Annotated in this window: 21 protein-coding genes and 1 pseudogene; 14 read left to right on the top strand and 8 right to left on the bottom strand. The window is 66.0% G+C overall.

The window, feature by feature from the left end; all coding sequences use genetic code 11:
• Positions 1–79 precede the first annotated feature (79 nt).
• The 4 genes from ACFOWB_RS22080 to ACFOWB_RS22065 all read left to right on the top strand — a co-directional run bounded on the left by ACFOWB_RS22080 (position 80) and on the right by ACFOWB_RS22065 (position 5,976).
• Complete coding sequence (locus ACFOWB_RS22080; RefSeq protein WP_378149396.1) at positions 80–2,863, top strand: N,N-dimethylformamidase beta subunit family domain-containing protein; 2,784 nt, start codon at positions 80–82, stop codon at positions 2,861–2,863.
• Positions 2,864–2,873: 10 nt separating this feature from the next.
• The gene (locus ACFOWB_RS22075; RefSeq protein ID WP_261404508.1) at positions 2,874–3,785 is read left to right on the top strand and encodes a methionyl-tRNA formyltransferase; all 912 of its coding nucleotides are present in this window, start codon (positions 2,874–2,876) and stop codon (positions 3,783–3,785) included.
• Positions 3,786–3,917: 132 nt separating this feature from the next.
• A complete protein-coding gene (locus ACFOWB_RS22070) occupies positions 3,918–4,910 on the top strand; it encodes a glycosyltransferase (RefSeq protein WP_261404507.1) in 993 nt (330 codons plus the stop codon).
• Between the two features lie 43 nt (positions 4,911–4,953).
• Entirely contained in the window at positions 4,954–5,976 is a 1,023-nt protein-coding gene (locus tag ACFOWB_RS22065; RefSeq protein WP_378149393.1) for a hypothetical protein, read from the top strand.
• Between the two features lie 8 nt (positions 5,977–5,984).
• Here the strand turns inward: ACFOWB_RS22065 and ACFOWB_RS22060 are convergent, their stop codons facing one another.
• Positions 5,985–6,164 carry a hypothetical protein gene (locus tag ACFOWB_RS22060; protein ID WP_378149391.1) on the bottom strand — a complete coding sequence of 60 codons (180 nt, stop codon included), beginning with the start codon at positions 6,162–6,164 and terminating at the stop codon, positions 5,985–5,987.
• A gap of 265 nt (positions 6,165–6,429) precedes the next feature.
• Here ACFOWB_RS22060 and ACFOWB_RS22055 point away from each other — a divergent pair, with 265 nt between their 5' ends.
• Positions 6,430–8,349 carry an RICIN domain-containing protein gene (locus ACFOWB_RS22055; protein ID WP_378149389.1) on the top strand — a complete coding sequence of 640 codons (1,920 nt, stop codon included), beginning with the start codon at positions 6,430–6,432 and terminating at the stop codon, positions 8,347–8,349.
• A gap of 219 nt (positions 8,350–8,568) precedes the next feature.
• Positions 8,569–8,838, top strand: a complete 270-nt coding sequence (locus ACFOWB_RS22050) for a hypothetical protein (protein WP_261404502.1) — start codon at positions 8,569–8,571, stop codon at positions 8,836–8,838.
• Here ACFOWB_RS22050 and ACFOWB_RS22045 read toward each other — a convergent pair.
• The 5 genes from ACFOWB_RS22045 to ACFOWB_RS22025 all read right to left on the bottom strand — a co-directional run bounded on the left by ACFOWB_RS22045 (position 8,813) and on the right by ACFOWB_RS22025 (position 15,722).
• Positions 8,813–10,789, bottom strand: a complete 1,977-nt coding sequence (locus tag ACFOWB_RS22045; RefSeq protein ID WP_378149387.1) for a cache domain-containing protein — start codon at positions 10,787–10,789, stop codon at positions 8,813–8,815. The genes ACFOWB_RS22050 and ACFOWB_RS22045 overlap by 26 nt on opposite strands.
• On the bottom strand, positions 10,782–12,155 hold the full coding sequence (locus tag ACFOWB_RS22040) for a sigma-54-dependent transcriptional regulator (RefSeq protein ID WP_261404501.1): 1,374 nt from the start codon (positions 12,153–12,155) through the stop codon (positions 10,782–10,784). Before ACFOWB_RS22040 ends, ACFOWB_RS22045 begins: the two co-directional genes overlap by 8 nt.
• Positions 12,156–12,505: 350 nt before the next feature.
• Positions 12,506–14,143: an OFA family MFS transporter gene (locus tag ACFOWB_RS22035; protein WP_261404500.1), complete on the bottom strand. Its 1,638-nt coding sequence runs from the start codon at positions 14,141–14,143 to the stop codon at positions 12,506–12,508.
• Positions 14,144–14,390: 247 nt separating this feature from the next.
• Entirely contained in the window at positions 14,391–15,290 is a 900-nt protein-coding gene (locus ACFOWB_RS22030; RefSeq protein WP_378149384.1) for a LysR family transcriptional regulator, read from the bottom strand.
• 78 nt (positions 15,291–15,368) lie between these two features.
• Entirely contained in the window at positions 15,369–15,722 is a 354-nt protein-coding gene (locus tag ACFOWB_RS22025) for an SDR family NAD(P)-dependent oxidoreductase (RefSeq protein ID WP_261404499.1), read from the bottom strand.
• Between ACFOWB_RS22025 and ACFOWB_RS22020 the strand changes: the two are divergent.
• A pseudogene (locus tag ACFOWB_RS22020) lies at positions 15,706–16,515 on the top strand (NAD-dependent formate dehydrogenase); the annotation flags it as partial. The gene ACFOWB_RS22025 and the pseudogene ACFOWB_RS22020 overlap by 17 nt on opposite strands.
• Before the next feature lie 82 nt (positions 16,516–16,597).
• Positions 16,598–17,065, top strand: a complete 468-nt coding sequence (locus ACFOWB_RS22015) for an HPP family protein (RefSeq protein WP_378149382.1) — start codon at positions 16,598–16,600, stop codon at positions 17,063–17,065.
• A 181-nt stretch (positions 17,066–17,246) separates the two neighbouring features.
• On the opposite strand, the gene ACFOWB_RS22010 is transcribed toward ACFOWB_RS22015, so the two are convergent.
• Positions 17,247–17,621, bottom strand: coding sequence for a winged helix-turn-helix domain-containing protein (locus tag ACFOWB_RS22010; protein ID WP_378149380.1), 375 nt, complete (start codon positions 17,619–17,621; stop codon positions 17,247–17,249).
• 400 nt (positions 17,622–18,021) lie between these two features.
• Here ACFOWB_RS22010 and ACFOWB_RS22005 point away from each other — a divergent pair, with 400 nt between their 5' ends.
• From ACFOWB_RS22005 to terL, 4 genes are all read left to right on the top strand, one after another.
• Positions 18,022–18,243 (top strand): hypothetical protein, encoded by a 222-nt coding sequence (locus ACFOWB_RS22005; protein WP_378149378.1) that lies wholly within the window; start codon positions 18,022–18,024, stop codon positions 18,241–18,243.
• Between the two features lie 327 nt (positions 18,244–18,570).
• Positions 18,571–20,040, top strand: a complete 1,470-nt coding sequence (locus ACFOWB_RS22000) for a site-specific DNA-methyltransferase (RefSeq protein ID WP_378149376.1) — start codon at positions 18,571–18,573, stop codon at positions 20,038–20,040.
• Between the two features lie 5 nt (positions 20,041–20,045).
• Positions 20,046–20,525 carry a DUF5681 domain-containing protein gene (locus ACFOWB_RS21995; protein ID WP_261404496.1) on the top strand — a complete coding sequence of 160 codons (480 nt, stop codon included), beginning with the start codon at positions 20,046–20,048 and terminating at the stop codon, positions 20,523–20,525.
• 16 nt (positions 20,526–20,541) lie between these two features.
• On the top strand, positions 20,542–21,981 hold the full coding sequence (gene terL / locus ACFOWB_RS21990) for a phage terminase large subunit (protein WP_378149372.1): 1,440 nt from the start codon (positions 20,542–20,544) through the stop codon (positions 21,979–21,981).
• A gap of 70 nt (positions 21,982–22,051) precedes the next feature.
• Here terL and ACFOWB_RS21985 read toward each other — a convergent pair whose 3' ends face one another.
• Entirely contained in the window at positions 22,052–22,747 is a 696-nt protein-coding gene (locus tag ACFOWB_RS21985; protein ID WP_261404494.1) for a hypothetical protein, read from the bottom strand.
• Positions 22,748–23,056: 309 nt separating this feature from the next.
• Between ACFOWB_RS21985 and ACFOWB_RS21980 the strand changes: the two genes are divergently transcribed.
• Together ACFOWB_RS21980 and ACFOWB_RS21975 are read left to right on the top strand one after the other, a co-directional pair.
• Complete coding sequence (locus tag ACFOWB_RS21980) at positions 23,057–23,260, top strand: helix-turn-helix domain-containing protein (RefSeq protein WP_261404493.1); 204 nt, start codon at positions 23,057–23,059, stop codon at positions 23,258–23,260.
• A gap of 135 nt (positions 23,261–23,395) precedes the next feature.
• Entirely contained in the window at positions 23,396–25,105 is a 1,710-nt protein-coding gene (locus ACFOWB_RS21975; RefSeq protein WP_378149369.1) for a TIR domain-containing protein, read from the top strand.
• Positions 25,106–25,109 lie beyond the last annotated feature (4 nt).

Here is a 25,109-nt window from a genome sequence, read left to right as displayed (position 1 = left end):
GCGCGATCGCTGTCCTCATCATCGGGCCGGAGGCTCGCGAAGGACGGATCGGTCCGTCCGAGACCCAGGCGAACGCTCCATGGCCACGAACAAGATCTCGATCGAGAACCAGCTCGCCGGAAACCCGGCCAGCGAATGGGATCTTCAAGGCATCGGCGACGACAACATCGTCGGCTTCGCGACCGACATCAGCGTCAACCGCGGCCAGACGGTCAGCTTCAAGATCCTGACGGACTCGACCAACTACAGGATCGACATCTATCGCCTCGGCTATTACGGCGGATCGGGCGCGCGCAAAGTGACGACGATCCAACGGCAGCTCCCGAGCGCGCAGACCCAGCCGGCCCCGATCGTCAACGCGGCTCTCGGCCTCGTCGATTGCGGAAATTGGGCGACGTCGGCGAGCTGGGCCGTGCCGGCGAGCGCCGTCTCCGGGCTCTACATCGCCAAGCTCGTTCGCCAGGACGCGACCACAGGCGCTAACCACATCCCCTTCGTGGTGCGCGACGACGGCGCGACCAGCGACCTGATCTTCCAGACGTCGGACACGACGTGGCAGGCCTACAACTCGTGGGGGAACTATAGCCTCTACGGCGGCGCGACCGCGATCAATCGCGCCGTCAAGGTCAGCTACAATCGGCCGTACAACACCCGCGGCTACCAGTTCCAGAGCGGCCCGTGGGACTGGATCTTCGGCGTCGAGCACTCGATGATCCGCTGGCTCGAGCGCAACGGCTACGACGTCTCCTACACGACCGGCGTCGACGTCGACCGGCGGGGCGGACAGCTTCTGACGCGAAAGATCTATCTCTCGGTCGGCCACGACGAATACTGGTCGGCCGCGCAACGCGCGAACGTCGAGGCGGCCCGCGCGGCTGGGGTCAACCTCGCTTTCTTCAGCGGCAACGAGTGCTACTGGAAGATCCGCTGGGAGCCGAGCACGGACCCAAGCGCGACGCCGTACCGGACGATGGTCTGCTACAAGGAGACGCGCGAAAACGCCAAGACCGACCCGAGCGCGACATGGACCGGGACGTGGCGCGACCCGCGCTTCTCGCCGCCTTCCGACGGCGGCCGGCCCGAGAACGCCCTGACGGGCACGATCTTCCAGGTCGATTCCTATCGCCTCGACACGATCAGGATCCCCTACGCCCAGTCGCGCTTCCGCTTCTGGCGCAACACCTCCGTCGCCAATCTGACGCCGGGCCAGACGGCCTCCCTGGTCACGAACTATCTCGGCTACGAGTGGGACGAGGACGTCGACAACGGCTTCCGGCCCGCCGGCCTCATCGACCTGTCGCTGACGACTGTCGCGGTCGGCACATATCTGCGCGACTACGGTCTGACGCTCGGCTCGGCTAACGCCACCCACAGCATGACGCTCTACCGCGGATCCGGCGGCGGCTTGGTGTTCGGCGCGGGCACGGTCTACCTGGTCTGGGGCCTCGACGCGCAACATGACGCGGAAGCCACCGCCACCGACACGCGCGTCCGCCAGGCGGTGGTCAACCTGTTCGCCGATATGAACGTCCAGCCGGCGACGCTTCAGAACGGTCTCACCGCCGCGACGAAGTCGACGGACGTGACGCCCCCGGTCTCCACCATCACGGCGCCGGCGAGCGGAGCCAGCATCGTCGAAGGCCAGTTCGTCACGATCACCGGGACCGCGACCGACGTCGGCGGCGTGGTGGCGGGCGTCGAAGTTTCGACCGACAACGGCGCCACCTGGCGCAAGGCTGCGGGCCTTGCGTCCTGGTCCTATCTCTGGATCGCCCAGTCCGCCGGAAATTACGTCATCCGCTCGCGCGCGGCCGACGACAGCGCCAACCTCGAGGCGCCGAAGCCCGGCGTGCCCATCACGGTCGCGCCGGCGGCGACCAAGAGCCTCTGGAGCTACGCCGACAAGCCGACGAACGTCTTCACGCAGGACGTCAATTCGGTCGAACTCGGGGTGAGGTTCTCGTCATCCCAGAACGGGTCGATCACCGGCGTGCGGTTCTACAAGGGCGAGAAGAACGTCGGGCCGCACAGCGCAGCCCTCTGGAGCGCCGGCGGCGCGCAACTCGCCGCCGCGACCTTCGCCCAGGAGACCGCGACCGGCTGGCAGACCGCGACCTTCGCGACGCCGGTCGCCGTCTCGGCGGGGGTCACCTACGTGGCGTCCTATCACACCAACGGCTTCTATTCGGCCGATCCGGGCTATTTCGCCAACGCGCGGACCAATGCTCCCTTGACCGCGCCGGGAGCCGCCGGCGGCGGCAACGGCGTGTTTCACTACGGCGCTGCGACGGTGTTTCCGGACACTCTGGCCAATGCGTCGAACTACTGGGTCGACGTGGTGTTCGCGCCCGCAGCGCCGCCGCCGCCGCCCCCGGGCACGACGCTGTTCGCGACGACCGACACGCCGGCGACCGTGACGGAAAACGACTCCCAGTCCGTCGAGCTCGGCGTGAAGTTCCAGGTGAGCGCCGCCGGGACGATCGTGGGAATGCGCTTCTTCAAGGGGCCGCAGAATGTCGGCGTGCATCAGGCCCGCCTCTGGAACGCGAACGGGACGCTGCTTGCGACCACGACTTTCGCGAACGAGACGGCCAGCGGCTGGCAGCAGGTGCTGTTCTCGACCCCGGTCCCGGTCTCGACCGGCGTGACCTACGTGGCCTCGTACCACACCGCGGGATACTATTCGGTCGACGGGAACTACTTCGCCTCCGCGCGCACGAGCGGGGCGCTGACCGCGCCGTCGGATGCGGCGAGCGGCGGGAACGGCGTCTACGCCTACGGCGCGTCCGGCGTGTTTCCCAACCTCAGCTTCAACAAGTCCAACTATTGGGTCGACGTCATCTACCAGGCGTCGGGGAGCTGACGACCAGGCCATGAGACTGGCGATCGTCGGCCGCACGAAACTGCTCGTCGATACCGCGCGTCGTCTGCTCACGGACGGGCACACGATCGGACTCGTCGTGACCTCCGGCGACATGGCGGCCAGCGAACCGTTTGCGGCGCTCGCCTTCGCCTGCGGGGCGGCCTTCGTCGAAACCGCGAAGGTCAATTCCCAGCAGATCGTGGAGACCATGCGGGACGCCGCCTGCGAACTCGGGATCTCGCTGAACTGGAGAACGCTGATCAAGCCGGCGACGCTCGCCTGTTTCGCGCGCGGCGTTCTCAACGGACATGCCGGCGACCTGCCGCGATTTCGCGGAAACGCCTGTCCGAACTGGGCGATACTGGCGGGCGAGCCCCATGTGGGCCTGTGCGTCCACCAGATGACGCCGGAGCTCGACGCCGGTCCGATCTATGCGCGGACCCATTATCCGCTCGAGGCCGACACCTACGTCACCGACGTCCAGAACTGGATCGACGCGACGATGCCGGAGCTGTTTTCGTCCGCGCTCGCTTCGATCGCGCGCGGCGAGGAGCCTGTGCCGCAGAATCCGGATCCCTCGGCGGCGCTGCGCTGCTATCCCCGCCGCCCCGACGACTCCAGGATCGACTGGCGGACCGACGCGGACACGATCCGCCGCCTGATCCGCGCCTCGTCGCGGCCGTTCGACGGCGCGTTCTGCTTCCTCGACGACCGCCGCGTGACGATCTGGCGGGCCGACGTCGTCGAGCCGACGTCCCGCTATCTCGCGGCTCCCGGCCAGCCCTGCGAACCCGTCGAAGGCGATCCGATCGTGGCGTGCGGAAGCGGATTCCTACGCCTGACCGACATCAGTCTCAACGGGTTTTCGAACATCGACTCCAAAGCGCAGGTCAATCGAAGCGCCCGGCTGCGCCTGACGTGAGGCCCTGATCGGCCCTGCGCGTACCACTTTCGATCTCTGCGGCGTCCTATCGGGGGCGTCGCGCGGCCGAGCGCAGAGCGCTTAGCGTCGCATCAGACCTTGATCCGGCAACGCTCCGACTGCGAGGGCTCCATGGCGGTCGTCGACATCGCGATACCTTGCTATCGCTACGGGCGCTTCCTTCGCGAATGCGTCGGCAGCATCCTCGCCCAATCGATGAACGACGTTCGCGTCCTGATCATCGACGACGCCTCGCCGGACGACTCCGCCGATGTCGCGCGCGAGCTCGCCGCCTCCGATCCTCGGGTCGAGGCGTTGGTCCACCGGGAGAACCGAGGCCACATCGCGACCTACAACGAGGGCATCGCCTGGGCGACGGCTCCGTACTTCCTGTCGCTGTCGGCCGACGACTATCTCGCCCCCGGCGCGCTCGAGCGCGCGGCCGCGCTGATGGACGCCCGGCCCGAGGTCGTGCTGACCTACGGCGCCTGCGAGACCGCGCGCCCCGACGAACCCGCGCCCGCGCTTCGCGACGACCGCGTCGACCCAAGCTGGCGGGTGCGTCCAGGCCGGGATTTCGTCAAGGAGCACTGCGAGCAGATCCGCAATCTCGTGCCGACGCCGACCGCCATCGTGCGGACGAAGACGCAGAAGGCGATCGGCGGCTATCTTCCGTCCCTGCCGCACGCCGGCGACATGGAGATGTGGCTGAGGTTCGCGGCTCATGGCGACGTCGCCGATACGCCGGTTCCGCAGGCGGTCTATCGGCTGCACGGCGCCAACATGTCCGCGGACTACTACCGGAACGTCCTGATCGACTACGCTCAGCGGGCTGACGCCTTCGACACGTTCTTCGGGAGCGACGGGCGACTGCTCGAGGACGCGGAGGCTCTGCGCGCGCTCGCGCGGCGCCGGCTTGCGGCCGCGGCCTTCTGGACCGGGGTCGCGCAATGGTGTCGGGGGCGACGCCAGACCGGAGCGGACGTCCTCGGCTTCGGGCTGCGCCTCAATCCCGCGATGCGAACGGCCCCGCCCTTCGGCCACCTCATGAGGCTCGAGCGCGTCGATCGGAGGCTGAAGAGCGTCTTCTCCGACATGATCGGCCGCCGCGCCGGCCTCCCGTGAGCTCGCGACCTGACCCAAGTCCTGCTTTCCACGGTTCGCCCAGATGACGCCGCAGCTCAATTTCGTGATCGACCAGCCGGACCACGCGATGCCGCGGTTCCTGGCGATCCGCAGCGTGGCCGACTGCTTCGCGCGCGACCCCGGCGTCGCCGCGGGGATCGCCTCCCAGGGCGACCTGTGCTGGAGCCTCCAGACCTATCTCAATCTCGCGCAATGGACCTACTTGCCGGTGTCGTGCAGCAACCGCCTGCGGGACGACGCGATCAACTTCGTGCACTCCGACCAGCTCGGCAAAATCGGAGGACGATCGTCGGCCTTCGTCGTTTGCCTCCGCGCGGACTACCCGGCGCGGCGCTGGGCCCATCACCACATCGTCCAGAACAAGCTCCAGGCGTCTGCGACGGCGACATACCTGCCGCTGTGGGCCCAGCCTGGACTCATCAAGCGCAGCGGCGGTCGGAAAAGCGTCGAGACGGCTGCCTATGTCGGGCAGACGTTCAACGGCAATCTCGCCGCCGACGCCGTCTTCTGGCGCAAGGCCTTCGCCTCGATCGACCTGGAGTTCCTGACGCCGCCCCGGGAGGCGTGGCACGACTTCAGCGGCGTCGACATCCTTGTCGGGGTGCGGAGTTTCGATCGCCGGCGCTATCCCACCAAGCCCCCGAGCAAGCTGATCAACGCCTGGCGGGCCGAGGTTCCCTTTATCGGCGGCTTCGACAGCGCCTATGAGCAGGTCGGGCGGCCCGGACAGGACTTTCTTCAGGCGAGAACGGTCGAGGGCGTCATGCAGGCGGCGTTCGTGCTCAAGCACGACCGCTCGGCGTATGAACGGCTCGTCGAGACGGGCCGGGCTGCGGCGGAGGCGTTCTCGGAAGAATCTCTGTGCTCGCGCTGGACGTCCGTCATCCGAAAGGTGATCGAGCCGCGCTATGAACGCTGGCTCGCCGGAGCGCGCTACGAGACGCCGAGATTCCACGCGATGTTCGCGCTCGGGAGGGTCGAGAAGCGCACCCGCGCCTTCGCGCGCGGCGCGATCGACCTTGCGCGGTTCGCCGTTCGGGCCTGAGCCCGCTCTCAGCCTTCGATGAGATTCTCGAGTTCGTCGAGGCTGAGAATCCAGCCGCTGTCGCTCAGGATCGTCACCTTCTCATGCTCCGCCTGCCCGAGTTCGCGCGCAAGCTCGAGGGCTTCGGTGACGGTCGCCGCGACCATCGTGTGAGGCGGCTCCGTTCGTGACACGACCATGTAGGACATCTGGAAGGCTCCCAAGAGCGGAACGATCGCTCTTCAGTACCTCCGCGCATTGGCCGCCTCGATTCAGCTTCGAGGCGATGGAGGCGGCAAAAAGACGTGTCGCCCTGTCCGGATATGACGGCGGACCCGATGCTGGCCCTACCACTTTCTACGCCTACGCCGCCCCAGGGCGTCGCCCGCGCTGCTCGAGACTCTCTTTTGAGCGTCTTAAGCGGCATGGCGGGCAAGCCTAGGAATTCCTCGTCAAACGTTTCGGGGAACTGTCATGCGGGCGCCCATCGTCTCCTTTGTCGCAGCGGTCGTCTGCCTGGCGTTCATCGGGTCGGGCGGCGCGTTCGCTCGGGTCGAGCGGTTGCTCGTCAACCGCAACAGCGGAATGTGCGCGGAGCTGAAGGACGCGAATCTTCAGGTCGGCGCGCGCGTGTCCCAAGGCCGTTGCTCCGATCAGCCGCACCAGAGGTGGCTGTTCCAGAAGACGGCGGCCGTCAGCCGGATCGTCAACGTCCGCTCCGGCATGTGCCTCGCGGCCCGTCCGAGCGACGGAGCCGCAGTCGTTCAGGCGCCGTGCAACGGCGAGGCGAGCCAGAACTGGAGTTTCCGGCGCGTTCAGGACTGGTTCCAGATCGTTTCGGCGGTGTCCGGCGAATGTCTCGACGTCGCCGACTCGTCGATCGACGACGATGCGGCGTCGCTCCACGCAGCGTGCGGCGAGGCAAACTCCCAGAAATGGACCTTGTCGGATCCCGCACTGAAGTCGGTTTGGTCGCCGAAAATCTCCCTGCCGCTGATCCCGGTCGCCGCGTCCACGCTGCGCAACGGCAAGATCCTCATGTGGGCGTCCCATGACCCGTTCACCTTCGGCGACGATCAGGGAAAGACCTTCACGACGATCTTCGATCTCGCGAGCGGATCCTCGACGTCCGTGACTGTCTCGAGCACCGGCCACGACATGTTCTGTCCGGGCACCGCCACCCTGCCTGACGGTCGCATCCTCGTGAACGGCGGATCGAGCAACGCCAAGACCAGCATCTACGATCCCGAGCTGAACGTCTGGACCACGAGCGCGGAAATGAACGTGCCGCGCGGCTATCAGGGAGACGCCGTGCTGCCGTCCGGCGACGTGCTGACCGTCGGCGGATCATGGAGCGGCGGGATCGGATACAAGAAGAGCGAAGTCTGGAACCGTCTCTCTGGCTGGCGGGTGCTTTCGGGCGTCAACGGCGAAGACCTCGCAGGACCCGATCCCGCCGGACAGTTCCGCTCCGACAACCACATGTGGCTGTTCGCCTACAGCGATAGATACGTGCTGCACGCCGGCCCCAGCGCGCAAATGCACTGGATCGACGTCAAGGGCGACGGGCGCATTCTGCCGGCCGGCGATCGGGGCGACGACGCCTACGCCATGAACGGCAACGTCGTGATGATCGGGCCGACCAAGCTGCTGAAGATCGGCGGGGCTCCGGCCTATGAAAGCCTCCAGGCGTCCGATGGAGCCCATCTGATCGACTTTGGGGACGGGCCGAAGGGACCGATCCAGGTGACGAGGCAAAGGCCGATGGCCTTCGCCCGCGCTTTCGCCAACTCCGTCGCCCTGCCGGGCGGAGACGTCGTCGTGATCGGAGGAAGCAATTTTCCAGAAGCCTTCAGCGACGAGCGGTCGGTCATGATCCCCGAGCTCTGGTCGAAGTCCGGCGGAAACGGAGCCTTCCGGAGGCTCGCGCCCATGACGGTCCCGCGGAACTATCACAGCATCGCGCTTCTCATGAAGGACGCGAGGGTGTTCGTCGGCGGCGGCGGGCTGTGCGGTTCCCCATGCGACACCAATCATCCCGACGCAGAGATTCTGACGCCTCCCTATTTGTTGAACGACGACGGATCGCTCGCGGCCCGGCCGGCGATCACGAGCGCGCCCGCCACAGCGCGACTGGGCGAGCGCATCAGCGTGTCGACCGACGTTCCGGTCTCCCAGTTCTCGCTCATCAGGCTGGCGGCCGTGACCCATTCGGTCAGCAACGACCAGAGGTCGGTGCAATTGAAGCCGGCGGCCGTCAACGGGACGACGTACGCCCTGGACCTCAAGACGAAGGGCGCGCGGCTGCTCCCGGGCGACTGGATGCTGTTCGCGATCGAGCCGAACGGCGTCCCAAGCGTCGCGGCGGTCATCCGGATAAGCGCGGCTTCGTAACGCTCAAATCTTTCTGGCGAAGTCGTCTCCCGACGCCGGCCGGCGAGGCGATCGCCAGCGCGCCGCGAGGCCGGCGACGGCGTGACGCGCGGGCGAGGGCGGGGGCTTCTCGCCCAAAGCATCGAGTCTGCCGGCGGCGTCGTCGGGGCGCCTAATCCAAATCAGTGAAACATGCCGCGCATCGCCTGATAATGAGCGGCCTAGCGCCATGAGGAGCCGATGACGACCACAGCTTCTTCCGCCGCGATCGTCACCCTGTCGCGGTTCCTCATGTTGCTCGTCAGAGCCCAAAACATGCGCAAGACGGGCGTGGACGCAGACGGCCTGACGCGTTTCACCGTCACGCCTCAACGAGGGGCCCCCTACGACATCAAGATGTGGCTTCCCGAAGAATGCGACCTCGCCGAGTGGAATGCGGAGATGGAGCGGAAGCTCGAGATCGCCGCAGCCGACCTCGAACGGCTCAACGGGGCGCATCTGAACAGCTAAGCGCGACCGGCAGCCAGATCGTAAACGTCGAGCCGCGACCGACCTCGCTTTCGACGGTGATCGACCCGCCATAGCGCGCCATCAGCGTGTAGCTGGTCGAGAGGCCGAGCCCCGTTCCGCCGCTCGTGCGCGTGGTGAAGAACGGGTCGAAGATCTTTTCGAGCTTGTCGGACGGAACGCCGACGCTGGTGTCGATCACCCGGATCGCGACGCCGGGCGCCCCCGATCGGGCTTCGTCGGCGGTCGAGATCGTCAGCGCGCCCCCCTCCGGCATGGCGTGGATGGCGTTGACCATCAGGTTGATGACGACCTGCTGCAGCTCGGTGCGGCTGACCTCGACCTCGCGGCTCGTCGCATCCGTCGTCTCGACCGTGATGGCGGCGCGTTCGAGCAGGTGGCGAACGAGCACGAGGCAATCGGTCACGACGCTTCCCGGCGCGACCTGCTCGACATAGCCGGCGTATTCGTCCGGCCGCGCGAACTGGAGCAGCCGCGTGACGATCATGTTCACCCGGTGGACCTGCTGGTCGATCAAGTCGAACTCGGTCTTCACGTCGAGCGCCGCCGGTCCCAGCGCCTCGCGCGCGACCTCTAGATTGCCCTGGATCACCGCGATCGGGTTGTTGATCTCATGTGCGACGCCGGCCGTGATCTCGCCGATCGCCGCGAGCTTCTCCGACATCACCAGTTGGCGGCGGGCGTCCTCGAGCTGGCGGGTGCGCTCGGCCACCCGGGCGTCGAGCTCGGCGCCCCAGGTCCGAAGCTCCGCGTCGCGGGCCTGCAGCCCGTCGAGCAGCTCGTCGAAGCGAAGCGCCACGAGGCCGATCTCGTCATGGCAGGCGAGGTTGCCGGTCCGGGCCGACAGGTCGCCGGCGTCGACCGCCGCGATCGTGCGGTTCATCTGCTCGAGCGGCTGGAAGATCGCGCGCGCAAGCCGCAGCAGGAAAGGCAGGGTGAGGGCGGCGGCAAGCGCGAAGGCCGCGAGCACGGCCGCGATCATGGTCCAGCGCACGGTGCGGAACGGGCTCTCCAGAAAGCCGACATAGAGCATGCCGACGCGCGTTCCCCCGCCGTCCACGATCGGCTCATAGGCCGAGATGTAGCGGTCGTTGACCACGAAGGCGCTGTCGAGCCAGGTGCGGCCCTCGCCCAGCACAGCGTCGCGCACTTCGCGCGAGACCCGCGTGCCGAGCGCGCGGCGATCGCCGAACAGCCGCACATTGGTGGCGATGCGCACGTCGCCGAGGAACAGCGTCGCGGTGCCTTGGCCGCCGGCCGGCAGCTCGCCATGGGCGTAGATCAGGTCGTTGATCGTATCGACGAAGCCGAGATTGCCGTTGAGCAGCGCGCCGCCGACGAGCGCGGCCCGCCGCCCGTCGCCGAGCGTCACGGGCGTCGCGGAATGGATCACGAGGCCGCGCGTCTCGACCGTGCGGTCGGTCTCGGCTGCGTTCGGGGTCTTGACCAGCTCGACCCGCGCGCGCTCCGCCATGCCGGGCGACAGGCGCATCATCTCGTCCTGCTCAAACAGGTCGAGCGCGGTTTCGGGGCGGCCGGAAAGCGCCGCCTCCACCACCTTGCGCTCGGGATCGGGCGTCGCCGCGCCGTTGCGCTCGACGAGGTAGAGGAAATCAAGTCCGAGTTCGGCGCGCCTTGCGTCGAGCAGGCGCCGGATCCCGCCCGAGCGCGCGGCGTCGGCGAAGGCCTGCGACTGGGCGAGGGCGGTCAGCTGCTCGCCGCCGCGCTCCTTCAGGCGGCTGAGATACTGGCGCGCGATGATGAGGTCGTCATTGGCCTTGGAGATCAGCAGGGCGTCGAACTGGGCGAGCCACCAGAACAGCGCGAAGCCGAGCACTACGGGCAGCACCACGCCCATCGGCAGCAGCGCGATGGCGAGCAGGCGCGAGCGGACCGACCGCAGCCGCCAGTCCGAGGAGGGGCTCTCAGGCATTCCACTCGGCGCATTTGCGGTCGAGCGTCTTGCGCGACACGCCGAGCCTGCGCGCAGCCTCCGCACGATTGCCGCCGGCGGCGTCCAGCACCCGCAGCATGTGGCGCTTTTCCAGTTCCGACAGGTCGTCGGTCTCGGCCTCGCCTGCGTCTTCGACATGCGGCACGTCGAAGGCGCCCATGATCAGGCCGCGCTCGACGCGGTTGCGCAGCTCGCGGGCGTTGCCGGGCCAGGGATAGGCCGCGAAGCGTTTCAACGTCTCGTCATCGAGCGCGAGCGGCGGCAGGCCGAGCTGCGCCGAAATCTGCCCCATGAACATCCGCGCCAGCGCCTCGACGTCTTCCGGCCGGTCGCGCAAGGGCGGCAGGTGGATGCGGAACACGTCGAGCCGGTAGAAGAGGTCGGCGCGGAAGCGCCCGGCCGCGACCTCTTCGGAAAGGTCGGCGTTGGTGGCGGCGATCAGCCGGACGTCGATCGGCACCTCGCGGTCCGAGCCCACGGGCCGCACCTTGCGGTCCTCGATCACCCGGAGCAGCTTGGCCTGAAGCGCGAGCGGAAGCTCGGCGACCTCGTCGAGGAACAGCGTGCCGCCCTGCGCATAGAAGAACAGGCCCTCGCGCGAGGACGCCGCGCCCGTGAAGGCGCCCTTCACATGGCCGAACAGCTCGCTCTCGATGATCTCCGAGGAGATCGCCGCGCAGTTCACCGGCACGAAGGGTTTTGCGGAATAGGGCGACTGGTCGTGGAGCGCCCGCGCCGTGATCTCCTTGGCGGTGCCGGATTCGCCGGTGATCAGCACCGTGGTCGGGGTGGCGGCGGCGCGCGCCACCATCTCGCGGATGCGCGCCATCTGGGGCGAGGTCCCGACGAGGCGGCCGGGTTTTTCGGGCTCAGGGCTCGCGCCGAGCTGGCGGCGGAGGACGAAATTTTCGCGCCGGAGCGCCGCCCGGTCGAGGCAGCGCGCGATCGCGTTGAGGATCTGCTTGGTGCGGAACGGTTTCAGCACGAAATCGGCCGCGCCGGCGCGCAGCGCCTCGATCGCGGTCTCGAGGTCGGCGAAGGCCGTGATCAGGATGACTTCGGTGAAGAAGCCGTCGCGGCGCAGCTCCGCGAGCCATTCCAGGCCTGTGCGGCCCGCCATCTTGTTGTCGAGGATGATGAGGTCGAAATGGCTGGCGTCGATCAGCCGTCCGGCCGCAGCCGTGTTCTCCACCGCCTCGACGCGCGCGCAGCGCGGGGTCAGCGTGCGGGTGAGGAAGTTCCGCATGCCCGGCTCATCGTCGACCACGAGGATGTGGGCGCGCGCGAGCCATGGATCGTTCGGCGCGTCCGGCTGGTCGTCTGGAGCTGTCGTCTGGTCGCTCATGGCGCCGCCGTCTCGGGCGGATAGTCCGCCGCCACGTGATTAGAACATCGCGGCGCTGAACGCGAAGGCCCGCCGGTTTGTCGCCGGTCGAGAGGCTGGAGGTTCCCGCCTCCCTCTCCCGCTTGCGGGAGAGGGTAGGGGTGAGGGGCGTTAGCTCCGAGGCTTCAGAATTGAAGCTCAGAGGCTTCAGAATTGAGCGCTTCCAGGGCGGACGAGCGGCGTTCGGATCCCGCTGCGCTATGCCCCCTCATCCTTACCTTCTCCCGCAAACGGGAGAAGGGGTCACGGACGTCGCGCGTTATGCTTCTCCCCTCTCCGCAAGGGGGAGGGGAGCAGAACGCGCGATCCGCTCAGTGCAGCAGGATCACGGCCTTCTGCAGCGTGATCAGCACGCCGATCGCGAGAGGGATTCCGACCGCGGCCCAGGCGAGGCCGACGAGGACCAGCGAGGTCGTGGCCGCCGCCGTCGGGGTCTCGCTGATGCTGGCCTGCGCCGTCGCGGCGTTCGCCTGCCGCGCGGTCTTGTCCTCGGCCATGTGGTGGCGCGCCGCGACCGGGCGGACCAGCAGGTTGCAGATCATGCCGAGCACCAGAAGGCCCGCCAGGATGTACATGGTCTGGTTGTAGGCCTGGGACGACGGCAGCCCGGCGGCGAGCTGGTATTCGCGCAGATAGTTCACCAGCACCGGGCCAAGAATACCTGCGGTCGCCCAGGCGGTCAGCAGGCGGCCATGGATCGCGCCGACATATTTCGTGCCGAACATGTCCGCGAGATAGGCCGGGACGGTGGCGAAGCCGCCGCCATACATCGAGATGATGACGCCCATGGCGAGCACGAAGAACAGCGTGGTGTTGAAGCCCGCGAAGGTGGGGGTGAGCGCGTAAAGCACGACGCCGAGCGTGAAGAAGATCGCGTAGGTGAGCTTTCGGCCAAGCTTGTCCGAAGAGGTCGCCCAGGCGAAGCGGCCGCCGATGTTGCAGAGGCTGAGCAGACCGGTGAAGCCGGCCGCGATCGCGGCGATCGAGGCCTTCTGGGCGGCCGAGAGTTCGCTGAACGGAATGTCGAGGCCGATGAGCTTGCCGCCGAACACCTCCTGCAGCATGGGCGAGGCCATGCCGATGACGCCGATGCCGGCCGAGACGTTGAGGCAGAGCACCAGCCAGATCAGCCAGAACTGCGGGGTCTTGGTCGCGACGTTGAGGTCGACGTTCTTGGCCGACACCATGGCGTTGGCGGAAGGCGCCGGCGGGGTCCAGCCGGCCGGCTTCCAGTTCTCGCGCGGAACGCGGTAGCCGAGCGCGCCGCCGACCATGAACACCACGTAGATCGCGGCCATCGCCACGAAGGTCTGCCACACGCCGACCGAAGTCTCGGTCGCGAAGTGGCGCATCAGGAAATCGGCGAGCGGCGCGCCGATCATGGCGCCGCCGCCAAAACCCATGATGGCCATGCCGGTCGCCATGCCGCGGCGGTCGGGGAACCACTTGATGAGCGTCGAGACCGGCGAGATGTAGCCGAGGCCGAGACCGACGCCGCCGATGACGCCCGAGCCGAGCCACAGCATCCAGAGCTGGTGGGTGTAGACGCCGAGCGCCGAGATCAGCAGGCCGCCGCACCAGCAGGCGGCGGAGACGAGGCCCGCCTTGCGCGGGCCTGCGCGCTCGAGCCAGCCGCCCCAGATCGCCGCCGAGCAGCCGAGCAGCACGAAGAACAGCGTGTACATCCAGCCGAGCTGGCTGATCTTCCAGTCGCAGCCCGTGGCCACCATCCCTGCGAGGAAGCTCATGTCGGCCGGACAGGCGACGGGTTGCGTGATCCCGACCGCGCGCGAGAGCGGCAGCCAGAAGACGCTGAAGCCGTAGGCCATGCCGATGCACAGATGAATGGCGAGCGCAGCCGGCGGCACGAGCCAGCGATTGAAGGTCGGCGCGGCGATGGTTCGCTCGCGGCTGAAGAAGCCGGCGTCTGCGGCGATGCTTGCGGACATGGAGCCTCCTGGCGGTCCCGGGCGACGCGGTCTTCGCCGCGTTCGCCGAGCCGGTCAGCAATGTCCGGGCCACCCGCCAAGCGCCTCGTTTTTCAACGGTCTCCATGATCTTCGTCGCGCGCGAGTGGACAAAATGTCCTTCTGCGCCCGGCGACTTCCAGGCAAGTTGGACAATCTGTCCTTCATGCTGCGCTTGCATGCGATTGCGTCGCAAGGCGCGCTTCCGCGTCGTGCTGAAGGTCGCGGCCTAAGTGCCGATCTCGGCCGCCACGAAGTCCACGAAGGCGCGCGTTTTCGCCGGCACGTGGCGGCCATGCGGGTAGACCGCGTAGACCGTGCTGTCGGCGACCTGCCACTCGGGCAGGACGCGGACGAGCCGTCCCTCGGCGAGGTCGGGTTCGACCAGGAAATCCGCCAGAAGCGCGATCCCGCGCCCGCCGAGCGCGGCGAGCCGCAGAGCCTCGGCGTTGTCGGCCTGGAGCAAGGGGTCGATCGTCACGTCGGCGGCGCGTCCGTCGCGGACGAGCCGCCAGCTCGCGCCGTCCATCAGCGGGCTGAAATGCAGGCAGTCATGCGCGCCGAGATCGTCGATCGCCGTCGGCGCGCCGCGCCGTTCGAGATAGGCGGGCGACGCGCACAGGTTCCGCCGGTTCATCGTCAGCTTGCGCACGACATAGTCGCCGCTCGTCAGCGTCCCGATGCGGACGCCGACATCGACGCGCGTCTCGACAAGGTCCGCGAACCGGTCGTCGAACAGCAGCTGAAGCTTGAGCCGCGGGTGGCGCTCCATGAAGCGCGGCAGCAGCGGCGCGACCACCTTCTGGCCATAGAGGTTGGGCAGCGCGATCCGCAGCAGGCCATGCGGCTCGACCGCGTGGGCCGAGACCGCCGCGTCCGCCTCCTCGGCGCACGCCAGCACGTCGAGGCAGCGGTCGAGATAGATTTCGCCCGCTTCCATCAGGGTCACGCTTCGGGTCGTGCGGTGGAGCAGTCGGCAGCCGAGCGCGTTCTCGAGCTGCGCGATTCGGCGGCTGAGCGCCGAGGCGCTGATGTCGAGCGCCGCGGCCGCATTCACGAAGGAGAGTCGCCGGCCGACCATCGCGAAGGCGCGCATGGCCGACAGCCGATCGAGATTCTGTTCGCCCAAGCCGACCTCCATTGCGCTTGGCGGCGCAATGGAGGGAATGTTTAGTGGATTGTCGCGCGCAGAAAACCGGCGCTCCGATCAGATGGCCGCGAGCGTGCCGCCGTCGACCACGAAGGCCGCGCCCGTCACGAAGGTCGACTCGTCGGAGGCGAGCCACAGGATCGGACCCGCGGCTTCCTCCGGCGAACCGAGGCGCTTCAGGCCCCAGACGCCGGTCGAGATGCGATCGCGCGCCTCCTCGGTCTTGGCGAAGCCGCGGAGCATGGCGGTGTCGACCGGGCCGGGGCAAACTGCGTTGACGCGGATCTTGTCGGGCCCGAGCTCGAGCGCGAGGCCGCGTGTCATCGCCATCACCGCGCCCTTGGTGGTGGAGTAGCCCGACAGCCGCGGCCGCGACGCGAAGGCGTGGATCGACGCGGTGAAGCGCGGCATCACCGTCGCGGAAGTCACCTTCTGCAACTCGATCAGCGTCGCCGAGCATGTGGTGATGATGATCGTGTCCCAGGTCCGCAACTACCTGCCGTCCTACGAGTGGGTGAAGAAGGGCGGCTGGAACATCGCCGACTGCGTCTCGCGCTCCTACGACGTCGAGGGCATGCACATCGGCACGGTGGCTGCCGGCCGTATCGGCCTAGCAGTGCTGCGCCGTCTTAAGCCCTGGGACGTGCACCTGCACTATTTTGACCGCCATCGTCTGCCGGAACCGGTCGAGAAGGAGCTCAACCTCACCTGGCACGACACCGTCGAGGACATGGTCAAGGTCTGCGACGTCGTGACGATCAACTGCCCGCTGCACAGCGAGACGCTGAACCTCTTCGACGAGACCATGATCTCGAAGATGAAGCGCGGCGCCTACATCATCAATACGGCGCGCGGCAAGATCGTCGATCGCGACGCGATCGTCCGCGCCTGCGAAAGCGGGCAGCTCGCGGGCTACGCCGGCGACGTCTGGTTCCCGCAGCCGGCCCCGAACGACCATCCGTGGCGCGCCATGCCGAACCACGGCATGACCCCGCATATCTCGGGAACCTCGCTCTCGGCGCAGGCGCGTTATGCGGCTGGAACGCGCGAAATCCTCGAATGCCACTTCGAGGGCCGTCCGATCCGCGACGAATATCTGATCGTCCAGGGCGGCGCGCTCGCGGGCGTCGGGGCCAAGTCCTACGCCAGCGGAAACTCGACCGGCGGTTCGGACGAGGCCGCGAGGTTCAAGAAGGCGAGCTGAGGCCAAGCGCCTTCAAGGGGATCGGCGGCCTCGCCGCCGGTCCCGCCACGCTCTCACAAGAACACCAAACGGGAGGGCGCTTATGGCGTCCCGGGAGGCCGCGCGCGCCGCGGCGATGGCCGGCCTCGGCGGCTTTCTCGTCATCTTCGCGCTGGCCGAACTTTCGCAGTTCTCCGGAGCCGCGCTCCTGATCGCGCCCTTTGGGGCGAGCTGCGTTCTGGTCTTCGCTTTGCCCGCCAGCCCGCTCGCCCAGCCGCGTAACGTCATCGGCGGCCATCTCGTTTCGACCGCAGTCGGGCTTGCGGCCTTCATGGCCTTTGGGGCGACGCCGCTCGCCTTCGGGGTGGGCGTCGGGCTCGCAATCGCCGCCATGCTGCTGACCCGAACGACCCATCCGCCGGCCGGAGCCGACCCGATCGTGGTGATTCTTGCCGGCGCCTCCTGGACGTTCCTCGTCGCGCCGGTGCTCGCCGGAGCGGTCGCGATCGTGCTCGGCGGCGCGGTCTATCACCGGGCCGCGACGGGGTCCGCGTATCCCGTTCGGAACTGACGGCGCTGGACGCTCGAAGCCGCCTCCGACTGTGAGACCGTGATTCTGACGCTTCGAACCTCCGATGGCTTCGAGGCGTCCTGCTCTCTCGACAAATCCGCCGCGACCAAGCTTGCCCGCACGTCAGACGAGGCGCCGGGGCGCATGCGGCCGCCCCTTCTAAAGAGCCAAGCCGCGGCGCTCAGGCGGCGTTCGAAGTCACCGGATTCTTTTCATCCGACCTCTGCGTGCCGGACTGCAACGCGGCTAGTTGGGCTTTCGCAGCCTTAGCGGCCGCCTTCTCGATCGCGCGATACCGCTGGATCAGTTCTTCGCCGAAGGCGGTGAGCTTCGCTCCGCCGCCGTGTTTCCCGCCGGTCTGCGACGCGACCACCGGGCGGCCGCAGATCTTCGCCGTCTCGTCGACGAGGTCCCACGCCCGACGATAAGACATATCCATCGCGCGCCCGGCGGCTGAAATTGACCCCTCCCGATGGATCGCTTCGAGCAGTTCGATCTTCCCGGGGCCGATGCTGCCTTCTGGATGAAGATCGATCCTGATGCTGAGAGACGCCATCGGTCCAACCCTGCTGATGGCGGACGTGACGGCCCGCTATCCGATGCGTTCAGAGTACCCAGACTCCGTTCTTAGCGACAGTGAGCCGTGGCGTAAACCCAGCTTTGGCGACGAGTCCCCTCAGAAATCAGATCCACATCACTAGACCGAGGTGCGGTCTGGAAGGTTCTACGACCGTAGGCGATCGGCAATCTATGCCGGAGAAAGTTCTTACCTTCGTTAGACTGGTTGGCCGGGTTGTTTCCCAGGCAGCCGCTGCCGTTGGCTATCAGTCTTTATTGCCGTCAGGCCCACAGTCGCTTGGCTGAGGCATGCCGTTTGTCAAAGCAGCCAGCCAGACGTCGAGAAAAAAACGGGCCGAAGCCACCTCGCGGCTGCGAGGCGTTGGAACGTCTGGCAGATGGACAGCCGTGCCGGCGGCGTCACCGAATCGATCGACGCCGGCGCCGACCTCGAACGCGCCCGTCGCCTGCCGGGCCGTTCGAACCTGAAGACGACGGCTCGCCACTCGCGAGACGGCGCGTCGAAAACGTCGAAGGTCGCGAAACTGCGGGCCGCCCCCCGAGCGGATAACACGGTGGAAACGAAGGCTTCCAACGCGCAGGCTTCAGGAGTGGGATAACGCCAGGGATTTGTTGGTGGTGGACGCGGTCCACAGCGAACTGGTCTCACCTGCGCCAACTTCACTGCTCTGAGGGAAATCTGCAGGAAAATGTCCTCGGAGCAGCAACAATTCTCGTTGACAAACACTTGTACTTTCAGGTCTTGAAAAATCCAAGTCCAAGGCCTTGACATCCGCGTACGGTGGTGGTTCTTTCCTCGTATACCGACTCGGAAGAACGTGCATCGCACGGGCATTATAGTTGGGCCTCTCGGCGACACAATAGTGTCGAGAACCGCCAGAGTTCGTCTGGCGTGAGAGGCTGACTCATGCCCAGGCGAAACGACTGTGAGCTCCTCCCGCTTCAGAAACTCCACTACTATTCCGATCCCGGCCGCTGACGTCTCAGCTACGTCGCGCGACCTCTACGCCGACCTGCGCGTGAAGATCGAAGACGTCCCGATCAGCCAGATCAAAGGTTACGCGCGCAATGCGCGGACGCACTCGCCGGCCCAGATCGAGCAGATTAAAGATTCGATCGAGGGCTTCGGCTTTGTGATCCCGGTCACGCTCGAAGACGACGGTACGCTGATCGCCGGCCACGGCCGCGTGGCGGCGGCCAAGCTGCTCGGCCGCAAGAGCGTGCCGGCGGTCCGCGTGAGCCACCTCGACGATGCTCAGAAGCGCGCGCTGCGCCTGGCCGACAACAAAATCGCCGAGAACGCAGGCTGGGATAAAAAGCTCCTGGCGATCGAGTTCGCCGAGCTGGTCGCGATTGATCTCAAGACGGACATCTCGTTCGACCTGACGGTGACGGGTTTCGCCTCCCCGGAGATCGACCGCCTCATTGAGACGGGCGGCGCCGAGGGAGAACAGAAGGACGAGGACGACAGCGTTCCGGAAACGCCCGGGCAGCTGGTCACCCGCCTCGGCGATATGTTCGAGCTCGGCGACCACCGCATCGTCTGCGGCGACTCCACCGATCTCGCGACCTACGCGGCGCTGCTCGGCGACGAGAAGGCGGCGATGAGCATCAGCGACGCGCCGTACAACGTCTCGATCAGGAACCACGTCGGCAGTTCTCGCCACAGCGAGTTCGTAATGGGCGTCGGCGAGATGACCGCCGAGGCCTTCACGACGTTCCTAGCAAACTTCCTGATGATGTGCTCGCGCTTCTGCCGTGCTGGCGCGGTGCACATGGCGTTCATGGACTGGCGCCACATGGCCGAGATGTTGGCAGCAGGAGCCGCGTCGAAGCTTGAGCTCAAAAACCTCTGCGTCTGGGACAAGGGCTCGGGCGCGATGGGCTCGCTGTATCGCAGCCAGCATGAGCTGGTGTTCGTGTTCAAGGAGCCGAGCGCTCCGCACGCGAACAATGTCCAACTCGGCAAGTTCGGCCGCAACCGCACGAACGTCTGGGCCTATCCGGGCGCGGCGGGCCTGCGCAAAGAGCTCGAGCTGCACCCGACCCCCAAACCGGTCGCCATGATCGCGGACGCGATTCGCGACGTCTCGAACCGCAATGACATCGTGCTCGACGCCTTCTCGGGCTCCGGCACGACCATCATCGCGGCGGCCAAGACCGGCCGCCGCGCGCGCGTCATCGAGCTCGACCCGGCCTATGTCGATGTCGCGATCCGCCGCTGGGAGGCGTGGTCCGGAGGCGTCGCCCGCCACGTCGAGACGGGCGCAAGTTTCGCTGAACTGGCGGCCATGCGCAGCGCCAAGAGCGACGAGACGCCGGAGCCCGAGGTGGAACCGGCGCCGGCGGCCATCCGCGTGCGCCGCCGCGTTCCCGCGGTTCAGGCTGCGGAGTGATCGACATGGCGAAGTCGAAGAAGCCCGCCGGTGCAAATGGCGAATCCGGGGGCGATGACGGTTACGAGGTCGGGTACTGCAAGCCGCCGAAGACCGGCCAATTCAAAAAGGGCCAGAGCGGCAATCCGGGTGGCCGCAAGAAGGGAAGTCAGAACATCAGCGCCACACTGAAGGAGGTGCTCGACCAAGAGGTTGAAATCACCGAGAGCCAGAAGAAGCAACGCGCCACTCTCGAGAAAGCGCTAATGCTGCGCTGGGTGCAGGAGGGCTTGAAGGGCAACGTTCGTGCGATTGAGGGCATTTACGATCGCAAACAGCGCATCGAATTGGCCTCCGACGCTTCTGAACAGGATCACGACGCCTCAGACGACGCGCTGCTCGAGAACTACGTCCAAGCGAAAATCGATGCGGCGCTCGCGAAGTTCAAACGCGAGTGGGCGAACAGAGCAGCGCAGCCGAAGACGGAGAGCGACGAGGATGTCTGATCCGCGTCTGCGCGCCGTGTTCCGAAAGGATCTCAAGGTCTTTGTCGAAAAGTGCTTTACGACGCTGGAACCCGGCGTCGCCTATCAGCCCAATTGGCACATCCAGCACATCTGCTGGCAGCTTGAGAGAGTGGCGCGCGGAGACGTGCGCCGCCTCATCATCAATGTTCCGCCGCGCTCGATGAAGTCGATCACGGTCTCGGTCGCGTTCTCGGCCTGGCTGATGGGCCGCGATCCGACCAAGAAGATCATCGCGGTGTCTTACGCCGAAGAGCTCGCGCGCAAGCTCGCCTCCGACGCCAAAACCGTCATGCAGACCAACTGGTTCGGAACGACGTTTCCGCGGTTTGGTTTTGCGGGACGCCCTCGCACGCTCAAGCTGGAAACGACGCTCAAGGGTCACCGTCTGGCGAGAGGCATGTGCGGATCGATTCTTGGCGAAGGCGCGGACCTGATCCTGGTCGACGATCCGATCAAGGCGACCGACGCACTTTCCGAGGCGAGCCGTCGAAGCGTCAACGAGGCGTTCGACAACACGCTGCGCACCCGCCTCAACAACAAGGTCGAGGGAGCCATCGTCATCATCATGCAGCGCCTGCATGAGGACGATCTTGTGGGCCATGTGCTCAAATCCGAGGACTGGGAGGTCGTCGCGATCCCAGCGATCGCGCCCGAAGACCAGACCTATCAGCTGAGCGACGATCCCGGTGACGTCTACGTTCGCAAGGCGAACGAGGTCCTGCATCCCGAACGCGAGCCCCTCGAAGAGCTCGAGACGCTACGGCGAGCCCAAGGCAGCCTCACATTCTCGAGCCAGTACCAGCAGCAGCCGCTCCCGCTCGAGGGCAACATCGTCAAGCGCGAGTGGATGCGGAGCTATGTCGAGGCGCCAGAGGAATTTGACCTCGTCATCGCCAGTTGGGACACGGCCTCGACCCTCTCAGAAACCGCCGACTGGTCGGTCGGCACGGTCTGGGGCGCGAAGGGGCTCGACTTCTATCTGCTCGACTGCCTTCGAGTCCGGAGCGAGGTCCCGGAGCTCCGCCGTCAGATCGTCGCGCTCGCTGAGCGTTGGGACGTTGATCAGACCGTCGTGGAAGAAGGCGACATGGGCCGGGCGATCGTCCAAGACCTACGGCGCACACGCCATCGGAACTTCATCATGCAGAAGGTGCGGATTGAAAAGCAGGCACGCTTCTTGGCGCAATCAGCGCGTTTTGAGTCTGGGCAAGTGCACGTGCCGGTTAAGGCACCGTGGTATGCGGATTGGCTGAACGAGCTCTTGGCGTTCCCGAACGGCAAGCACGATGACCAGGTCGACTCTACGAGCCAGGCGCTCGCGTATCTGACCGACCGGACAAAAACCCTCAACCCGGTGCACAAACTCGAAAACGGCAGGCAGCGGCCCAGCCCTCCAAGACCCAAGGGACGGTGTTTTAGGTCGCTCCGAGCCTAAGCGCCGGAAACAGCTTTGATATGCGACGGACCGGCACGGCTGCGCCGGTGCGTCGGCTTTAGGCGCACACTCAGCGGAGCCGACCTGCTTCTGCCCGGACGTCGATCGGCTGGTCCCGCCGGATATCGAAGTCGCACTCGTAGACCATGTTCTGCCAGGCGCCGAAGCCGTTCTGGAACTTGATGGCTCCACCATAGTAGGTGACGACGCCCGCGCGGTTTCCCCAGCGATAGTAGGGAAACTTCCGCTCGCCGAAGCTGTCGCTCCACTCAGATTGGTATTTGGCCAGTTGCTCGACGGCCATGGAACAGAAGGCGTTTGCGGTAGCCATTTTCTTCATGCCGATGCAGTCGAGATCCTTGTCGCAGTTCTTCTCTTTCCAGGCCGCGAGTTTGACCTCGGTCGCTTTGCGCTCGGCCGCCGCGGCTTCCTGGATCTCGGCCTTTCGCTCTTCTTCCTTCCGGAGCTTCGCGGCTTCGGCGGCGAGCTCCGCCTTGCGGACACGCCAGACCGCTGGATCAAGGATGCCTTCAGCCTGGGCCTTCTGGTGGTCCGCGGAATCTTGAAAACCTAGAGCGACGGCTTCGTCGTCCAGTTGGCGCATCATGACAAACGACAGCGCGGCAATGCTGACCAGGAACGCCCATCCAGAAAGTTTAAGCCATTTCTTCGCTGACGCTCGTTGCGAGTGGAAGATCAGTCTTACGAGACTGATCACGAAGACAACCTGCAAAATCATGCTGATCGCGATGAGCGCCTGCGACATGGCGTCGGCTACCTGGTCACGTAGAAATGTTGATGGGCCGCCGCCAGCCGCGTCGCGGCGAGCGGAGATCTATGAGCTGTGCCGGGGCGATCGAATGAATGAAGCGAGAGCCCGCGAGAGGGAACTCGCGACTGACGTCTTGAGAAGGCATCAGCCTTCCGCTTCGAAACCCGAGATAAGCAACACATTCGACGTTGTCCGGATGAGACTCATAGTCAGCATACTAGTGCTCGGAAGCGTGGGCGTGTCGAGTGAAATGAGACTCATCGTCTGTAGATTGATAGGCGACATCGCCGTGACCGTCCGCCCATGGACGTACGGCGGCGGGTCGGCCTCAACGTGAAGCGGTTCCGGCAGGAAAAAGGCCTGTCGCAGGAGGCGCTCGCCTTTGAGGCCAAGTTGCACCGGACCTATATCAGCGGGGTCGAGCGCGGCGTAAGGAACCCCACGATCGTAGTGCTCGAGGGGATCGCCTCAGCGCTAGCCGTGCCAGCCGCTAAGCTTCTCGAATAGGCAGTTTCTGACCCACCGGACGCCGCGTAAGTCCGCTCCGATACACTGCAGCCAGTGTCTTCTAGACGGCGCCAACGTGCGAAAAGCGAGCCAACTTATCGAGACCTTTCGTTATCTGCTGATGCGGGGTCGTTGATGCCGGTCGGCTGGCGCGTGTCCCAAAAAAAACTTCTGGTGTTGGTAAGGGATATGTGTCTCGCACCATCGCTTGAACTCCTTGACCGCCAAGTAGATAAGTTCGCATTCTGCGAGCTGATGGCTTATGATTTCACCGGATTGTCTTTCAGCGAATTCGAAGATCTGGCCCGCGACCTGATCGGCCGCGAAATCGGCCTGCGCTTTGAAGCCTTCCCCGAAGGCCCGGATGACGGGATAGACGGCCGCCATGCGCTCGCCGACGGCGCGATAATTCTCCAGGCGAAGCACTACCAGCGATCCGGGTTCTCAAAGCTCAAGTCAAAGATGTCCAAGGAGCGGGAGTCCGTCGATCGGCTCCAACCTAAGCGCTATGTCCTTGCGACATCCGTCTCGCTCACAAACAAAAAGAAAGCCGTGCTGGGCGAGCTCATCGGGCCAGCCTTGTTGACGAGCGGCGACATCGTCGGGCTCGAAGACCTGAATGCGCTGCTTCGCAAGTATCCGGACATCGAGAGGGCGCACCCGAAACTCTGGACGCAAAGCGCCGGTGTTCTCGAGGCCATCGTCACCAGCGCTGTGCAGAAGGGCATTGCGAAGTCCGCACCGGTTCCGGACGTCCTCGCCAGACTGCTGCCTCGCGCCGAGGCTGTCGGCGAGGCAGCCGAGCGCGACACGCTCTTCCTGATCAAGTCATCTCCATCCGACGACGAATTCGCGCTCTGGCTCGCGCCCAAGCTCGAGGCCGCGGGTTACAGGGTGTTCGCCGACGTCCTGACCCTTTCGCCGGGAGACCGCTGGCGCCGTGAAGTCGGCCAGGCGTTGCAGCATCGAGCGGCGAAGGTCCTGCTGATTTGCCGTCAGGCCACGCTCGACGACCCTCACGTCAGGGACGATCTCGATCTCGCGCTGGAGATGTCGAAGGAGCTCGGCGACGCGCGCTTCATCATTCCGCTTCGCTTGGAGCCGGCTCGCAACGTCAAAGGCCTCGGCGACGCGATACCTGTCGACTTCGTTCGAGGATGGGCGGAAGGGCTCGATCGCCTGCTGGACGCGCTCAAGCGGCGCAACGCGCCCCGCTTCCCCGACAAGGTCGCGATCGATCCCAATTGGGAGATCTTTCGCCGACGCGGCGCAGTTGCGCTCGTTGATCAGGCTGAACGCCTCACGTCAAACTGGTTGCGCGCGGCCGAGGCCCCGGACGTCATCCGGTATTTCGAGAGTTCGGGAGCGATCGATCGCAAGCTTCTGGATCAGGCGCTTGCCGCCTTCGATTGCCCCCACGTCGTCCATGGCTCCGGCGTGCTCTGCTTCGCTGACCAATCCGAAATCGACGCGGGCCTCGCGAGAGTCGGCAGGTTCGTGCTGAAGCATGAGATCCCGTTGCTGGAGTTTGTCGAGCACGGCTTTCCCGCCCTGGGCATTGGGCAGAAGATCGCATCGAACAACGTCGTCGCGATGATTAACGTCGCCTGGCTGGAGTTCTGCCGCGACAGGGGCTTCGTCGAATACAAATACTCGAAAGGCGCCGGCTTCCACGCGTCCGCCGAGCAAGCTTCGACCGGTCAGCGCATCCCCTGGGGGAAGCAGGGTGAGCGCCGATCCTCCATGCTGCGCAATATCGCCAAGGGTCACATCTGGCAGTTCGGCGTCAGTGGCCGGCCCCCATCGAGTGGTCCGGTTGCAATGTTAGTTCATGAGCGGCGCTGACGCG

Origin of the sequence: Chenggangzhangella methanolivorans (assembly GCF_042648545.1) — a bacterium.
Lineage (GTDB): Bacteria > Pseudomonadota > Alphaproteobacteria > Rhizobiales > Methylopilaceae > Methylopila > Methylopila methanolivorans.
Note: the sequence above shows the minus strand (reverse complement) of the source record. Positions and strands in the feature narration are given on the sequence as shown.

Excerpts from the sequence above, each read along its gene's own strand:
- ACFOWB_RS22060 (WP_378149391.1), bottom strand. The coding sequence starts at position 6,164 with ATGTCCTACATGGTCGTGTCACGAACGGAGCCGCCTCACACGATGGTC.
- ACFOWB_RS21995 (WP_261404496.1), top strand. The coding sequence starts at position 20,046 with ATGGCGAAGTCGAAGAAGCCCGCCGGTGCAAATGGCGAATCCGGGGGC.
- ACFOWB_RS22025 (WP_261404499.1), bottom strand. The coding sequence starts at position 15,722 with ATGCCGCGCTTCACCGCGTCGATCCACGCCTTCGCGTCGCGGCCGCGG.
- ACFOWB_RS22080 (WP_378149396.1), top strand. The coding sequence starts at position 80 with ATGGCCACGAACAAGATCTCGATCGAGAACCAGCTCGCCGGAAACCCG.
- ACFOWB_RS22040 (WP_261404501.1), bottom strand. The coding sequence starts at position 12,155 with ATGAGCGACCAGACGACAGCTCCAGACGACCAGCCGGACGCGCCGAAC.
- ACFOWB_RS22055 (WP_378149389.1), top strand. The coding sequence starts at position 6,430 with ATGCGGGCGCCCATCGTCTCCTTTGTCGCAGCGGTCGTCTGCCTGGCG.
- ACFOWB_RS22045 (WP_378149387.1), bottom strand. The coding sequence starts at position 10,789 with ATGCCTGAGAGCCCCTCCTCGGACTGGCGGCTGCGGTCGGTCCGCTCG.
- ACFOWB_RS22015 (WP_378149382.1), top strand. The coding sequence starts at position 16,598 with ATGGCGTCCCGGGAGGCCGCGCGCGCCGCGGCGATGGCCGGCCTCGGC.
- ACFOWB_RS22005 (WP_378149378.1), top strand. The coding sequence starts at position 18,022 with ATGGACAGCCGTGCCGGCGGCGTCACCGAATCGATCGACGCCGGCGCC.
- ACFOWB_RS22075 (WP_261404508.1), top strand. The coding sequence starts at position 2,874 with ATGAGACTGGCGATCGTCGGCCGCACGAAACTGCTCGTCGATACCGCG.
- ACFOWB_RS22070 (WP_261404507.1), top strand. The coding sequence starts at position 3,918 with ATGGCGGTCGTCGACATCGCGATACCTTGCTATCGCTACGGGCGCTTC.
- ACFOWB_RS22010 (WP_378149380.1), bottom strand. The coding sequence starts at position 17,621 with ATGGCGTCTCTCAGCATCAGGATCGATCTTCATCCAGAAGGCAGCATC.
- ACFOWB_RS21975 (WP_378149369.1), top strand. The coding sequence starts at position 23,396 with ATGCCGGTCGGCTGGCGCGTGTCCCAAAAAAAACTTCTGGTGTTGGTA.
- ACFOWB_RS21985 (WP_261404494.1), bottom strand. The coding sequence starts at position 22,747 with ATGTCGCAGGCGCTCATCGCGATCAGCATGATTTTGCAGGTTGTCTTC.
- ACFOWB_RS22065 (WP_378149393.1), top strand. The coding sequence starts at position 4,954 with ATGACGCCGCAGCTCAATTTCGTGATCGACCAGCCGGACCACGCGATG.
- ACFOWB_RS22035 (WP_261404500.1), bottom strand. The coding sequence starts at position 14,143 with ATGTCCGCAAGCATCGCCGCAGACGCCGGCTTCTTCAGCCGCGAGCGA.
- ACFOWB_RS22050 (WP_261404502.1), top strand. The coding sequence starts at position 8,569 with ATGACGACCACAGCTTCTTCCGCCGCGATCGTCACCCTGTCGCGGTTC.
- ACFOWB_RS21980 (WP_261404493.1), top strand. The coding sequence starts at position 23,057 with ATGGACGTACGGCGGCGGGTCGGCCTCAACGTGAAGCGGTTCCGGCAG.